The organism is Suilimivivens aceti (assembly GCF_025567405.1).
In the GTDB taxonomy this organism is placed as follows: domain Bacteria; phylum Bacillota; class Clostridia; order Lachnospirales; family Lachnospiraceae; genus Suilimivivens; species Suilimivivens aceti.
In genome coordinates this window covers 11,831-26,239 of record NZ_JAOQKJ010000005.1, presented here as the reverse complement: position 1 = coordinate 26,239, position 14,409 = coordinate 11,831, and the positions used below count along the sequence as shown (strand labels likewise).

General features: G+C 43.3%; 15 protein-coding genes. All 15 read left to right on the top strand.

Features of this window, described 5'->3' with window-relative positions:
* The first annotated feature begins 96 nt into the window (after positions 1 to 96).
* The gene (locus OCV77_RS06755) at positions 97 to 1,458 is read left to right on the top strand and encodes an ABC transporter substrate-binding protein (protein WP_262574197.1); all 1,362 of its coding nucleotides are present in this window, start codon (positions 97 to 99) and stop codon (positions 1,456 to 1,458) included.
* A 94-nt stretch (positions 1,459 to 1,552) separates the two neighbouring features.
* Positions 1,553 to 2,434, top strand: a complete 882-nt coding sequence (locus OCV77_RS06750) for a carbohydrate ABC transporter permease (RefSeq protein ID WP_262574196.1) — start codon at positions 1,553 to 1,555, stop codon at positions 2,432 to 2,434.
* A 9-nt stretch (positions 2,435 to 2,443) separates the two neighbouring features.
* Entirely contained in the window at positions 2,444 to 3,259 is an 816-nt protein-coding gene (locus OCV77_RS06745) for a carbohydrate ABC transporter permease (protein ID WP_262574194.1), read from the top strand.
* A 31-nt stretch (positions 3,260 to 3,290) separates the two neighbouring features.
* Positions 3,291 to 4,481, top strand: coding sequence for a glycoside hydrolase family 172 protein (locus OCV77_RS06740; protein ID WP_262574192.1), 1,191 nt, complete (start codon positions 3,291 to 3,293; stop codon positions 4,479 to 4,481).
* 13 nt (positions 4,482 to 4,494) lie between these two features.
* Positions 4,495 to 5,682 carry a Gfo/Idh/MocA family protein gene (locus OCV77_RS06735; RefSeq protein ID WP_262574190.1) on the top strand — a complete coding sequence of 396 codons (1,188 nt, stop codon included), beginning with the start codon at positions 4,495 to 4,497 and terminating at the stop codon, positions 5,680 to 5,682.
* Positions 5,683 to 6,014: 332 nt separating this feature from the next.
* Complete coding sequence (locus OCV77_RS06730; RefSeq protein ID WP_262574188.1) at positions 6,015 to 7,037, top strand: P-loop NTPase family protein; 1,023 nt, start codon at positions 6,015 to 6,017, stop codon at positions 7,035 to 7,037.
* Positions 7,027 to 8,238, top strand: coding sequence for a CpaF family protein (locus OCV77_RS06725; RefSeq protein WP_262574187.1), 1,212 nt, complete (start codon positions 7,027 to 7,029; stop codon positions 8,236 to 8,238). Before OCV77_RS06730 ends, OCV77_RS06725 begins: the two co-directional genes overlap by 11 nt.
* On the top strand, positions 8,171 to 8,968 hold the full coding sequence (locus tag OCV77_RS06720) for a type II secretion system F family protein (RefSeq protein WP_262574185.1): 798 nt from the start codon (positions 8,171 to 8,173) through the stop codon (positions 8,966 to 8,968). Before OCV77_RS06725 ends, OCV77_RS06720 begins: the two co-directional genes overlap by 68 nt.
* Entirely contained in the window at positions 8,969 to 10,267 is a 1,299-nt protein-coding gene (locus OCV77_RS06715) for an immunoglobulin-like domain-containing protein (protein ID WP_262574184.1), read from the top strand. It abuts the gene before it with no gap.
* Positions 10,268 to 10,311: 44 nt separating this feature from the next.
* The gene (locus OCV77_RS06710; protein WP_262574487.1) at positions 10,312 to 10,500 is read left to right on the top strand and encodes a Flp1 family type IVb pilin; all 189 of its coding nucleotides are present in this window, start codon (positions 10,312 to 10,314) and stop codon (positions 10,498 to 10,500) included.
* The gene (locus tag OCV77_RS06705; protein ID WP_262574183.1) at positions 10,497 to 11,885 is read left to right on the top strand and encodes a DUF5702 domain-containing protein; all 1,389 of its coding nucleotides are present in this window, start codon (positions 10,497 to 10,499) and stop codon (positions 11,883 to 11,885) included. Before OCV77_RS06710 ends, OCV77_RS06705 begins: the two co-directional genes overlap by 4 nt.
* Before the next feature lie 134 nt (positions 11,886 to 12,019).
* A complete protein-coding gene (locus OCV77_RS06700; protein WP_262574182.1) occupies positions 12,020 to 12,751 on the top strand; it encodes a hypothetical protein in 732 nt (243 codons plus the stop codon).
* Between the two features lie 8 nt (positions 12,752 to 12,759).
* Positions 12,760 to 13,194, top strand: a complete 435-nt coding sequence (locus OCV77_RS06695) for a hypothetical protein (RefSeq protein ID WP_262574180.1) — start codon at positions 12,760 to 12,762, stop codon at positions 13,192 to 13,194.
* Positions 13,184 to 13,615: a hypothetical protein gene (locus OCV77_RS06690; protein WP_118799510.1), complete on the top strand. Its 432-nt coding sequence runs from the start codon at positions 13,184 to 13,186 to the stop codon at positions 13,613 to 13,615. Before OCV77_RS06695 ends, OCV77_RS06690 begins: the two co-directional genes overlap by 11 nt.
* A complete protein-coding gene (locus OCV77_RS06685) occupies positions 13,612 to 14,334 on the top strand; it encodes a DUF6382 domain-containing protein (protein ID WP_262574179.1) in 723 nt (240 codons plus the stop codon). Before OCV77_RS06690 ends, OCV77_RS06685 begins: the two co-directional genes overlap by 4 nt.
* The last annotated feature ends 75 nt before the right edge of the window (positions 14,335 to 14,409 follow it).

Below are 14,409 nucleotides of genomic sequence, written 5' to 3'. Positions count from 1 at the left end.
TTGGAAAAGTAGAATAAAGTCATAAAACAAATCCAGGTACCGGGATATAAAGCAAGATAACTAAGAGAAAAGAAAGATTATGGGAGGTTGCAAAGTATGATGAAAAAAAGAATAGCGAGCTGCATCATGGGAATCATGCTCTTGAGCATGAGCATAGGGATCCTGGGATGCGGAAAAGAAAACAAGGTGCCCGAAGAAGGCAATGACAGTAGTGTGGCTGCAGAAGCTGAAGAAGGCAATGACAGTAATGTGGCTGCAGAAGCTGAAGAAGGCAGTGCTCCTGTTGAACTTGTATATTGGAATCAATGGACACAGGAAGATGAAATTGCATTTTTAGAGAAATATATAGAAGAATACAATAATTCTCAGGACAAGTATCATGTGTCATTTCTGGCTATTCCATTTGAAGAGTATACAACGACAAAGCTTGCGACAGCATTTGCAACAAATGAGGCTCCGGATATTTTTGAGTGCAGTCCGGCAATTATTAACCAGTATCTTGATGCCGGCGTGTGCGAACCGTTGGATGATATTATTACGGATGACATAAAACAGGATTACACAGAAGCAGCGTTTGACCGCGTGTCAAGAGATGGTGTAATTTACGGCATTCCATTGGACGGTGATTTAGTGGGATTGTACTACAATAAGGAAATTCTGGAACAGAATGGTGTTACTCCTCCAACAACGTGGGATGAACTTAAAACGGCAGCGGCAAAATTAAATACAGATGATTATGCAGGATTTACATTTGAGGTTGACAAAGGTGACTGGCAATGCTTTACATTTTACCCTTTTGTCTGGATGCAGGGTGGAAGCCTGTTTACAGAAGAAGGCCTGGCTAATCTGAATTCTGAAGAGGTTGTAAATGCTCTTCAGTTATGGAGAGATTTACTGGATTCAGGAAATTGTAATGAAACACCGGGAAGATCTGTTTCAGATATATCTATTTTAACAAATGGAGAAACTGCTATGCAGATCAATGGAAGCTGGTCAGTTTTCCGTGCAGATCCTGAGAAATATGGCGTTGTACCATTACCCGCAGCAACAGCAAATGGAAATACTGCTAGTGTCGCAGGTGGATGGAATGTAATGGTAAACAATCAAAATGGTGAAGAAAAAATAGCAGGAGCCAAGGATTTCATCTCCTGGATGTGGCTTAATAAGGATCACGTGACAGAGTTTAATACAAAGGCCAAATTCTCTTATTGTATGAGAGAGTCTGTTATCGAAGCCGGTAAGGACGTATATCAGAGTAGTGAAAATGCGATTGTATTCTCCGAAGAAGTATTACAGACTGCAAAGCCGGAAATTGCACTGTCTGGTGAAGCAAAGGAAATTGTGGCTACTATGATTCAGGATGCACTTTATAATACAAGTGCACAGGAGGCAGCAGATAACGCACAGGAAAGTATGCTGCAATATCAGAAAGAGAGTGGAGCAAAGTTCAGCGGCTAAGCTGACAGATAAAATCCAAACTGTTTGCCTGCTGCAGGGTATTTATCTTATCCTGCAGCAAACAAACAGTAAGGTAAAGGAGGCCTGAGTTAATGTGAAAAAGAAACGAAAGCATATAAAGCGGGAAACATTGATTTCTTACCTGATGATTGCACCGGAAATGATTTTGATGTTGATCTTCATTTTTATACCAATAGTATATGCGTTTTATATAAGTCTGTATGACTGGAATGCACTGGGAACTAAGACCTTTGTTGGAATTGCTAATTATCTGAGGATGATCAAGGATTCCACCTTCAAAAATAGTTTAGTGGTTACCGGAAAATATGCTGTTATATATGTTCTGGCGGTTTATGTTCTTTCATTGGCAGCAGCAGTTTTCGTGAATTCGATCAAAGGGAATAAGCGTCAACAAATGTGTAGGATAGCAATATATCTGCCAAATACAGTTTCGACAATTGTTGCCGCAACGTTATGGACGTTTTTATTTAATTCCAGAAACGGATATATTAATAAAATATTGGAAGAATTAGGAATTGGAAGGCAGCTTTTTCTGGGATCCCGTACGCAGGCATTGATATGTGTTGCAATTGTAGGAATATGGATTGTATTTGGTTACAATATGATCATATTTTTATCAGCATTAAAGGATGTACCCAGTGAATACTATGAAGCTGCGAAGATAGATGGTGCAAATGCGGTTCAGAGATTTTTCAGGATAACACTTCCGTCTATTAAGGGAACGACTATTTTTGTGTTGATTACATCGTTGGTTGCATCCTTTCAGGCATTTGACCAGGTCAGAGTTATGACCTCCGGAGGACCTGGAAAGACAACACAGGTAACAGTATATTATATTTTCGAGCTTGCGTTTGAACAATACAGATTTGGGTATGCCTCTACTATTGCTGTAACATTGTCATTAATCATTATGCTGGTTACTGTTATACAGATGAAGCTGTTAAAGTTTAAGTAGGTGATTTGAGTGAAAAAATACGGAATATTATTAATAAAAATTGTTGTCGGTTGTGTATTTTTAGCTTTTGCACTTTTTCCGATTATTCTGCTTATAAGCAGTTCACTTAAAATAGATACAGAGGTATTTGATTATCGGATTATCCCAAAACATGTCAGCTTTGATGCATTTAAACAGGTGTTTACAACGCTGGATGTTTTTACGGGAATTAAAAATTCGTTATTTGTAGCAACAATGGTGACGATTTTGGCACTTTTAGTACATTCCATGGCTGCCTTTGCCTTTGCAAGATTAAGATTTCCCGGAAAAAAAGCGGCTTTTATGTGGGTACTCAGTACGATGATGATTCCCTTTCCGGTAATTATAATTCCATTATTTTTTATAATCAAAAGCTTAGGTCTTGTAAACTCGCTTTGGGGCATGATACTTCCTATGGTGCCTCATGCATACGGTGTTTTCCTCTTCAGACAGTATTTTGTGGAGATGCCGGATTCCTTGTATGAGTCAGCAAGAATTGATGGATGTTCAATTTTCCAGACATTCAGAAAAATATATGTTCCGCTCGCAAAACCTATGTTTATTACCTTGGGAGTTTCGTTTTTTGTTACTAACTGGAATTCATATTTATGGTCTACCATTGTTGCTCAGGACAAAAGTAAATATACGATTCAGATACAGATTGCAACACTGATGGGATCCTTGAGAATTTCGTGGAATCAGATTCTGGCAGCATCGGTAGTTGCAATTATACCAACTGTTTTAATTTTTGGAGTGCTTCAGAGATATTATCTTGAAGGAATTAAGACAACCGGAATGAAAGACTAAAAATGTATTAATAAAAAAGGAGGAAAGTTTTATGTTAGGAAATGAAATGTTTAAATTTCAAGAAGGAGTTGTGTCCAGATGGGCAAGCCATGAAAATCCGGATGGCGCAAAAGGCGCAGGAGGTACAGCCAGGAATGGCAGAAAAGGAGCTCCCTGGTTTACATTGAATACCGGAGAGAGCAGGGTTTTAGCGCATGCAGAAAATACAAGCGGCATTATCCGTCGTATTTGGATTACGATCAATGATCAGACACCGGATACCTTAAGAGGACTGAGGCTTGAGATGTTTTGGGACAATTGTGATAAGCCGGCAGTAGATGTACCTTTTGGAGATTTCTTCTGTGTAGGGCTGGGAAAGGTTGCAACATTTAAAAATGCACTGTTTTCCAATCCTGAAGGACGCAGCTTCAGCACATATATTCCAATGCCATTTAAAACTGGTATGAAAATTGTGATCACAAATGAATCTTCATCACCTATTAAACATTTTTATTATGATATAGATTATACATTGGGGGACAAGTTCTCGGAAGATACCATGTATTTTCACGCTTTCTTCAATCGGGAGAATCTTACACATATGAAAAAAGATTTCGAGTTACTTCCTTATGTTGAAGGAAAAGGACGATATTTAGGTACAAATATGGGAGTTCGGTGTAATACAAAATTATATTCTGATACATGGTGGGGAGAGGGTGAATTCAAAGCATATATTGATGGTGATACAGATTTCCCTACCATATGTGGTACCGGAGTGGAAGATTATATTGGAACAGCCTGGGGACAAGACTACTATTATGATCTGTATTGCGGCTGCCCGGTATATGATAAAACAAACATGGAATTATGCTTTTATCGTTTCCATGTTCCGGATCCTATTTACTTTAACAGCAATTTCAAAGCAACTATACAGCAGATAGGAGGCGTTGACAGAGATGACTATTTCCATCATGCACAGCTACTGTATAAGAACCAGATGGCAGATAATCAGGTGATTTCTGTGGATGGAGAGGCTGTGGACTTTACCAATATTCCGATGCTGGATGGAAGACCTCTTTTGTTTGAAAGAGAAGACGACTGGTCATGCTGTACATATTTTTATTTAGATAAGCCGGAAAGTGCGCTTCCGGGACTGATGGATGCTTCAGAACGAACAAAGGATTTAGTTGGCAGACCCGGTTTTATGGGGAAATATCCACAGGAAATGCCACTTTTTGATTAACAGGTGAATGGCTATGATTAATAATAAGATTAAAGTTGGAATGGTAGGAATAAGCTTTGGAATGGAGTTTATACCGATATATTTAAAACATCCGGATGTATATGAAATAGCAATTGCTGATACAAATCCGGAACTGATCAAAATAGCCCAGGAGAAATTTGGAATCAACAGTAAGGATTGCTATGACAGCTATGATGAAATGCTTCGGGATGATGAGATAGATGCAATCCATATTGTTACACCACCTTCTACACATGCGGATTTTTCAGTAAAGGCTTTAAGAGCCGGAAAGCATTGTGGATGTACAATTCCAATGGGCATGAGCATTCAGGAACTGGAAGATGTCATTAAGGCCAGGATAGAAAGTAAAAAGCAGTACATGTTTATGGAAACAACTGTATTTGGGAGAGAATATTTCTATGTGAAGGATTTGCTGGATCGTGGAAAGTTCGGTAAGATACAGTATATGACATGTGCGCATTATCAGGATATGGAAGGCTGGCCTTCATACTGGGAGGGCTTTCCGCCTCTGATGCATCCGACTCATGCGATAGGCACTTGTCTTATGCTGCTGAATGATTATCCAAAAGAAGTGTATGCAAAAGGATCAGGAAGGATCAGGGACGAGCTGGTATCACAATACCATTCTCCGTTTGCATTCGAGGCCGCATTTGTGACAATGGAACACAGTGATGTTGCGATAGAAATGGAACGCTTTCTTTATGGAGTTGCCAGAAGCTATTCAGAATGCTTCAGAATATATGGCAGAGATATGAGCTTTGAATGGCAGCAGCTGGCTTCTGAGGATCCGGTTATTTATACTCGGACCGGAGATATCCAGCAGGAAATGCTGGATATCGATGGTGATCCTGGCAGATATAACAGAGGTGGAGAAATTGTCGAGGAAAGAATAAAGGTTCCGGATTATGGATATAGACTGCCGGACAGTATTGCTGGATTTACGACAGAGACAGTATATAATGATGAAAATACTCATCTGTCATTTAAGCAGGGAGGCGGTCATGGAGGTTCCCATCCTCATATGATACATGAATTTGTCCGTGCTATTATAGAAGACAGAAAGCCTGTAGTAGATGATATTGTAGGAGCTTACTGGACAGGAACAGGAATATGTGCACATCAGTCGGCAATGGAAGGTGGAGCTGTTATTCCGATACCGGAATTCAAAAAATACCTCTAACAGATAAGAAGGCTGTTTAGTAAAAATTACAACACCAGAATCACCAGTATTTATCAGGAGTTTTCGAATACCGCTGTTTCATACAGCGGTATTCTTTGTAAGTATGTACCAAAGTTTGTATTTTTTTGAAAGACCTATTTACAAACGAAATTTTATTCTATATAATTCGACCTATAAACAAACAGCAGTTGTTTATTTTCTAGAATCAAAACGATCAACAGAGTTATTTTCCGGAAGATCACAGGAAAGCTTCTTTCCAACATTCAACAAATGTTTCAAACGTAACTTGATAATCACACAGGGAGTATTACAGAAAGGGGTAATGTATACCATTGAACAGAAGAATCCTTGCGATTCTTGATAGTGAGGAAAACTATGCCTATCGCCTTATGGACTTTATCACAACAAAGGGGAATGTCCCATTTGAAGTCCATGTCTTTACACGGGATGACAAATTCTATTCTTTTCTGGAAAAAGAAAAAGTAGAATGCTTGCTCGTATCAGAGAACGCATATCAAAAGAAGGTCGAAGCTCTGGAAATTCCACATATTATCATCTTGAGCGAAAATGGAACCAATTTAAATCAGGCACTTTATCATGTAAATAAATATCAGTCCTGCGACAGGGTGCTCCGGGAGGTTATGGAGCAGTATTCAGGGGGAAATGGAAAGGAAATTGCCGTAACTGCCTGCCGCAGAGGAAAAATGAAGATCATAGGGATTTATACTCCGGTAGGACGCTGCCTGCAGACGACATTCTCATTGACGCTGGGGCAGATGCTTGCCCGGAAGTATAGGACGCTTTATCTGAATTTTGAGGCATATTCAGGGCTTGGGAAAATGCTGAACCGGGAATTTGAGGGAGATCTTTCGGATTTGACCTATTATTTCAGCTGCGCCAGGGAAAAGCTGTTTTATCAGCTGAAAAGCCTGACAGAATGCGTAGGAGGACTGGATTTTATTCCGCCCGCGGATGTATATCAAAGCCTGTCAGGAATCCGGGGAACAGACTGGATCGATCTATTCCAGGAGATCGAGAAGATCACGGATTACGAATATCTGATTCTGGATCTGTCGGATTGTCTGATGGATCTGTGGGAGGTGCTGAAAAACTGTGATCTGATCTATACCATTGTGAGGGAGGATGCACTGGCTGAAGCGAAAACAAGTCAGTATGAAATGGCACTGGAAACAATGAAGTACAAGGAGATCACAGGAAAAACGAGGAAATGGATGCTGCCGCTGTTCCGTAAGCTGCCCATGCATTTTGGGGAACTGACATATGGAGACCTTGCAGCCTATATCCGAAAGGAGGTTTTCCCAGAGCTTCTTAGAAAGGAGGAACATGAGGACTGATGAACTGGTACTTGTAGAGGAGGAGATCATAAACCGGATGGATCTGACGCAGGATCTGAAGGAAGAGGAGGTCTGTGAACTGATTGATACAGAGATTCTGAGAGAGGGAAAAAGAAGACATCTGGAGCTTTCTTCCATGACGATCCTGCGGAAAAATATTTATCATGCGATCAGGGAGCTTGGTAAGCTGCAGGAGCTTCTGGAGGATCCTGAAATTACAGAGATCATGGTCAATGGGACAGACCCTGTTTTCATCGAAAAGGGAGGAAGATTATTACAGATCCCGGTACGCTTTGAAACGGAAGAAAAACTCTGTCATGTGATCTGGCAGATAGCAGCCGGATGTAACCGGACGGTAAATGAAGCCAGGCCGATCATGGATGGACGGCTTAAGGACGGATCCAGAGTCAATGTCGTGCTGCCACCGGTGGCATTAAATGGCCCGGTACTCACTATAAGACGTTTCCCTGAGAAACCTATAACCATGGAACAGCTGATCCGGTTTTCTTCAATCAGCCGGGAAGCAGCAGAGCTTCTGGGATCTCTTGTAAAAGCCGGATATAACATCCTGGTAAGCGGTGGTACCGGAAGTGGGAAGACAACTGCACTTAATGCCCTGTCGGCGTTTATTCCGCCAGAAGAAAGAGTGATCACCATTGAAGATTCTGCGGAGCTGCAGCTTCAGGGACTGCCAAATCTGGTAAGGCTGGAAACAAGGGTGGCCAGTGTGGAAGGCTGCCAGGAAATTACCATCCGGGATCTGATCCGTACATCTTTAAGAATGCGTCCAACACGCTTGATTGTTGGTGAAGTAAGGGGAAAAGAGGCAATCGACATGCTGCAGAGTGTGAATGTAGGACACTGTGGGATGACAACGATACATGCCAATAGCATCAGGGATGTGGTCAGCAGGCTGGAGACACTGGTACTGATGGGGATGGAGATTCCCATTCCGGCTGTTCGGCGGCAGATCAGTGCCGGATTTGATCTGATGGTGCATCTTGGGAGGCTCCGGGATGGGACAAGACGGGTGCTGGAGATAGCGGAGCCGCTTCCTTTTACAGAAGGAGAAATTCAGTTCCGGAGCCTTTACCGGTTTCGGGAGGTGGCAGAAAGAGAGGGCAGGATCATTGGTGAACTGGAAAAGGTGGGAGAGCTTATGCAGAAAGAAAAGCTCCGGGCAGCCGGGATCTGCGTCTGATGGCTTTTACCGGATTTCAGCAAAGGAACATTGGATCCTGACTGGAAAGAGTGTGGCAGCTGTGGTACTGCTGACATACTGCTTTTACCGGAGAGCAGGAGCAGCCATGCTCCTGCTGCCTGTCGGGATTATGTATTACTGCCGGGAGAGGAGACTTTTGCTTGGAAAGAAGAAGGATGACCTGTTACAGCAGTTTAAGGAACTACTGCAGCTTACAGTAGCTTCCCTGAAAGCGGGATATTCAGCAGAAAATGCTTTTTTGAAAGGCAGGGAGGATATGGCGGAGCTTTTCGGAGAGGAAAGTGAGATCTGCAGGATACTGGGACTTTTAAAGACAGGGCTTCAGAATAACAGAAGCCTTTCCGGATTGTGGCAGGAGATTGGGAAAATCTGTCAGATAGAAGAGATCACTGACTTTGCAGAGGTGTTTTCGGTAGCGAAGGAAAGCGGCGGCAATATGGTGTCGGTCATGGAGCAGGTCTGTGGTGTGATCGAGGGCAGGGCAGAAACGAAAAAGGAGATTGCTGTAATGCTTAGTGCCAGGATACTGGAACAGAAAATTATGAATGGAATGCCGTATCTCATCATTCTGTATATTACGGTTACATCGCCTGGATATTTTGATGCCTGCTACAGCAGTGCAGCCGGGAATATATTAATGACAGGATGTCTTTCCCTTTATCTGTTTGCTTATTTCCTGGGCTGCCGGCTGGTGGAGGTGGAAGTATAGGTGATAGATAAACAGAGAATGTTCCTTTTTTCGCAGCTGTTTCCGCGGGAAAAGGCAGAACAGAAATATGAGTCATTTTATCGCAGAAAATGGCGGCTGTTGATCCTTATGGGAGCAGCTTGTATAGTAGTCATTCTTCTTCTTTGTATCAGCAGAGAAGAAAAAAGGAATCTGTCAGAAGAGGGAACATTGCAGCGGAAGGAATGGAATGAAGGATCCTATGAGGTTATCCTGCAGGGGAACGGTATATATGGAAAAGAACGGATGGTCCTTACTGTTACGGAGAGAAGGCTGACGCAGGAAGAGCTGGAAGCGCTGAAAACAGAAGCAGTGCAAAGGCTGACATCAGAGATCCTGAATGGAAACGGAAGTCTTAAGCGGGTTACTCACAGGCTGCTGCTTCCGGGGTATCTGGATGGGCTGCCCTTTCAGATTTCATGGAAAAGCAGTAATGCTCAGATTATAAACAGCCGGGGTGAAATTACCGCAGAGGAGATCCCGGAGGATGGACTGTCTGTCAGCCTCTATGCCAGTCTTTCCTATGAGGAAAGCTCCTTTACAGAAGAAATACCGCTGTGGGTATATCCAGAGAGAATGACTGAAGAGGAGGCTTACCGGAAGGAATTGCAGGAGCTGCTCTTAAAAACTGACAGAGAAAACCCTGAAGAGAAGGAAATATGGCTTCCGGAAGAAATGGATGGCCAGCCCATCTGTTGGCAGGAAGAATTAGACAAAACAATATTCATTGTGATCCCATTTCTGGTCATGGGGATGATTCTGCTTTCGTTTTCACTGGACAGGCAGCTTTACGAAAAGGAAAGAAAAAGAGAAAAGGAGATCAGAAGAGCATATCCGCAGTTTGTATCAAAGCTGCAGCTTTTGATCGGGGCAGGCATGACACCAAGAGCTGCCTTTATCCGGATCGGGAGAGAGTATGAGAGAAAGCGCAGGGAAGGAGGAAAAAGACAATATCTTTATGAGGAGGTTGTACTGGCTGGCTTCGCTTTTCAGAATGGAAAAGCAGAAACAGAGGTTTACAGGAGCTTTGGAAGAAGATGCAGGGAAAGAGAGTGCAGCAGACTTTCCTTTATTCTGGCAGCAAATCTGAGGCAGGGAAATGAGAAGCTGCTGTCACTTCTTGCAGAAGAAGCAGAGACAGTGCTTTTGGAGCAGAGATACCGGGCAAGAAAATACGGGGAGGAAGCGGGGACGAAGCTTTTATTTCCTATGCTTATCATGCTTCTGGTGGTCATGTTCCTGATCCTGCTGCCGGCGATGGGGAGCTTCAAAAAGGGATAATATATGAATTTGATGGGAGGAAACTATATATGGAAAACAAAATAATGACAGAGGTAAATGAGAAAAAAGTGTCAGGCAGCAGCTTTGACAACAGGGGAATGGGAACGGTGGAAATGATCCTGATCATCGTGGTGCTGATCGGTCTGGTACTGATCTTTAAAACCCAGATCATGGAACTGACAGAAAGTATTTTTCAAAAGATTGCGGCAGACAGCTCTGCAATCCTGGCATGATGAAGGGATATCTGACAGTATTTCTGTCTCTTTCCCTGTCGATTCTTTCCGGTGTAATTCTGACACTGACGGCGCTTGCCATCAGAAACGGACAACGGCTCAGAATGGAGTGCATAGCAGATATCAGTATGAATTCTACGCTGGCAGAATTTGAGAAGACATTACATGACAGATATGGGCTTTTCTATGTAGATCTTTCTTATCAGGAGGCGAAGCCTTCCCTTCAGAATATGGAACGGCGGCTGCAGTATTATCTTTCGGAAAATATTGCATTGTTTCAGAATAGTGACCTGTGGGGTAATCTTGCATTGAAAAATGTAGTGGTCAATGATGTGCAGACAGCTGCAGACGGACATGGAGGGTCTATGAAAAATCAGGCAGTGCAGTTTATAGAAGACTGTGGAATCCACAGAGAGGAGACAGAGATACTATCAAGTGGTGACAGTATCTTAGGCACAGGGCAGGAGGATGCCATGGGAGCGTGGTGTGCCTTAATGGAAGAGATAGCCGGTATAGAGCTGCCTTTGATCCAGAATGATAAGGGAGAGTGGGAAGAAGTGCCTCTGTCAAATCCGGCAGACAGGGCATATGGATTTACAGGAAGTGATGTACTGTTTCTGGTTGGGGCACCTATAGATCGCATTCCGGTGGGAAAGATCCGAAAAGAAGATTATCTGTCAGGACGAGATAGCGGTGACAGGAGTGACCTGCAAGGGCAAAAAGAGGCAGATACCGGTCAGTTTATAGCTTATCTGTTTGAAATGATGGGAAATTACCGCAGTGGCAGGGAGGATGGACTTCTAAAGTATCAGCTTGAGTATATAGCAGAGGGAAAGGGGTCTGATTATGAAAATCTGCAGGCAGTGGTGGAGAAGCTGACAGGGATCCGCTTTGCGGTGAATGCAGAGGCTGTATTTTCTGACGGTGATCTGGTATCAGAGGCGGCAGGACTTGCAGAAGGCCTACAGGCAGTGTCCCTGAACCCTGCGTTTTTGAAGCCTGTGACAGAAAGTATTCTGTATGCCTGTGCTTATCTGGAAGCATTGTCAGAGGTAAAAGTGTTACTGGAAGGTGGGAGAGTGAGTCTGAGGAAAGAACGCTGGGTGATCCGCCCGGCTATGATTGCAGAAGCGGGAATACAGGGAGGCCAGAACATATCTTCCGGGATCAGCTATGAGCAGTACCTAGCAGGTATGATTTCAGCACTGCCGGAGAAGGAACGAAACTATAGGGCGATAGATATCATGGAAATGGATATCCGGATGCTGACAGGAAATACCGGATTTGCCATGGACTGCTGTGTGGAACGGTTCCGGGCACAGATCCAGGCAGCAGGATCCGTTCGGGGAAACTATCTGATCGACAGAACCTATGGATACTATTGAAAAGGAGGAAGAGAAAGGTGCTCTCCAGATTTAAAAGAATACAACTATGCAAACTAAATTCAAAGATCCCTTCTCTCATCATATCTGAAAAAAGGAGAGCATCTCTCTCTTCCTCTTTTTTCCTGAAAGGGGGAATGGCACTGGAGGGATGTCTGGTTCTTCCATTGTTTCTGTTTTTCATGAGCACACTGCTGTATGGCATGGAAGTGGTTCGTTTTCAAAATAATGCTTTTAGTTCCATGCACCGTGCCATCAGCAAATCGTGCTTTCTTGCTTATGAAAAATATGGTGGCTCAGGTGAACAGGAAGGAGATTTGTGCAAAATGGTCAGAGAGACACTGGATCAGGAACCGTTTCCTTATCTTTGCGTAAAGGGTGGAGAGATGGGAATGAAAGTTCAGGCAGAAGCAGATGCTTATGAAAATATATCTGTAAAAATAGATTACGACATAAAGCCGTTTATTTACTTCCTCCCGATAGGGACTCTGAAGATAGAAGATGGGATCTTCGGGCACGGTTTTACCGGATATGTTCCCGGGAATTGTGGAAAACCAGAAGGTGGAACAGAAATCTATGTGTATATCACAGAAAATGGAACCAGATACCATCTGTCAGATCAGTGTACCTATCTGCGGGTGAAGGTTCAGGCAGTTTCTGCAGAGGAAACAGAAAATATGCGGAATGGCTCCGGAGAAAAGTATACAGCATGCGAACGATGTAAACCGGTAAAAGGCGGGCTTGTTTATCTGACAGCATGGGGAAACCGCTATCATGGGGAGTCCGACTGCAGCGCATTGCAGAGAACTGTATACATGGTGCCGCAGTCAGAGGCTGGCAGCAGGAGTGCCTGCAGTAAGTGTGGGTGAGATGGGGAATGAACAGATTTATGATAAACGATTATGCAGGAGAATGTTTGGCACTGCTGTTTCTTGCCTGGTTTTCAGCAGAAGATATCCGGGACAGGAGGCTGTCTCTGACAGAGCTTTTAGGCAGTCTTCTGCTTGGAATGCTATATCTTACGTTGACTGGAGGCTTAGATGATGGAAAATTGCCTTACCGGATGCTGCCGGGATTATTCCTGCTTTTGCTGGCATATCTTACCAGTGAACAGGTGGGATATGGGGATGGCCTGGCAGTTCTTATCCTTGGCTGTTTTCTGGGGGCAGGGAAATGTGCAGCCGTATGTGGGACGGCCTTTATGCTGTCCGGTCTTTTTACTACAGGAAAAATATGCCTGAAAAAGGAAGAACCGGTTCCGTTTCTGCCCTTTTTACTGGGAGCGCTGGAGGTGGTACTGCTTGTGGAATAAAAAGGTAAATGGATATCTGACGGTGGAAGCATCCTTTGTAATGCCGATAGTACTGTTTCTCTATCTGCTGGTAATTCTTCTGGCCTTTTTTCTTTATAACAGATGTGTCATCTCCCAGGATCTTTATATTCTGGCACTGCGTGGCAGCAGGTTTACGGACCATGGCTCCTTTTACGGGGAAGTGATTTATGGAGATATGGCAGAAAAAGGCACAGATACGGATTATCTGAGGGAAACGCTGGCAGACAGGCTGCAGTATTATCCGTTTTATGATCAGCAGGAAAGTGAGCTCCATACAGATGGAATATATGGGGATGTTGAAATTGGTACCAGTGGTTATGATGGTGCACTGACAGTAAGCAAACGGCTGGAACGATTGAATATCAGGGAAGAAATACGAAAGGTGAGACAGAGTAAATGAGAGAGATCAGTTATTATAAGGATTATCGTCATAATTATCTGATCATCCGTGAGGATGAAATGACAGGAGATGACTATCAGAGAAAAATGATCACGGAAAACCGGATCAGAGGGCTGCTGCCCTGTCAGATCCGGTATATTAACGGGGAAACGCTGCTTTATTATGAAATCACATCAAAACAGAGTGTGAAAGGTCTGTTTGAAGGAAAGCACCTTACTATGAAAGAACTGAAGGGCTTATTCATCAGCTTGAAAATGGTGATGGAGGAGACAGCTTCTTTTCTGCTGCCGGAGGATGGACTGCTGATAGAACCGGATATGATCTTTACAGAGTTGGAAAAAGATGAATTTTATTTTGTCTATGATCCTTTTTCGGAGATCAGAGGGGCACAGACACTGATCACTCTTTTGGAATTTCTGGCAGATCATGTGGACGGAGAAGATAATGCTGCCCTGCAGGCGGTATATCATATGCTGGATCTGGCAGAAAAGGAACAGTTTGTACTGGATGAAATCGTGGAGTGGTTTGGTGAAGAAGAACAGCCAGAGAACGTTCCAGAACCGGAAAAAGAAATACATGAGATGCAAATGGAAGAACCATATCCCTGCTATGAAGAGCAGGAACCGGCAGAGAATCCGGCAATTCAAAGGTTGATCAGTACACAGGCAGCAAAAGTCTATCTGGTCTGTGCGGTTTTTCTGAGTGTGGTACTTGGTTAACTGACATATACATATGAGCTTTCGGAAAAATTGCTTGTCTTCAGTTACGCAGGATTTTTTCTGGCAGGGCTGCTG

What these genes read in the sequence shown, in the direction of transcription:
- OCV77_RS06755 (WP_262574197.1), top strand. Translation starts at nt 97, where the DNA reads ATGATGAAAAAAAGAATAGCGAGCTGCATCATGGGAATCATGCTCTTG.
- OCV77_RS06740 (WP_262574192.1), top strand. Translation starts at nt 3,291, where the DNA reads ATGTTAGGAAATGAAATGTTTAAATTTCAAGAAGGAGTTGTGTCCAGA.
- OCV77_RS06735 (WP_262574190.1), top strand. Translation starts at nt 4,495, where the DNA reads ATGATTAATAATAAGATTAAAGTTGGAATGGTAGGAATAAGCTTTGGA.
- OCV77_RS06725 (WP_262574187.1), top strand. Translation starts at nt 7,027, where the DNA reads ATGAGGACTGATGAACTGGTACTTGTAGAGGAGGAGATCATAAACCGG.
- OCV77_RS06710 (WP_262574487.1), top strand. Translation starts at nt 10,312, where the DNA reads ATGACAGAGGTAAATGAGAAAAAAGTGTCAGGCAGCAGCTTTGACAAC.
- OCV77_RS06705 (WP_262574183.1), top strand. Translation starts at nt 10,497, where the DNA reads ATGATGAAGGGATATCTGACAGTATTTCTGTCTCTTTCCCTGTCGATT.
- OCV77_RS06700 (WP_262574182.1), top strand. Translation starts at nt 12,020, where the DNA reads ATGGCACTGGAGGGATGTCTGGTTCTTCCATTGTTTCTGTTTTTCATG.
- OCV77_RS06695 (WP_262574180.1), top strand. Translation starts at nt 12,760, where the DNA reads ATGAACAGATTTATGATAAACGATTATGCAGGAGAATGTTTGGCACTG.
- OCV77_RS06685 (WP_262574179.1), top strand. Translation starts at nt 13,612, where the DNA reads ATGAGAGAGATCAGTTATTATAAGGATTATCGTCATAATTATCTGATC.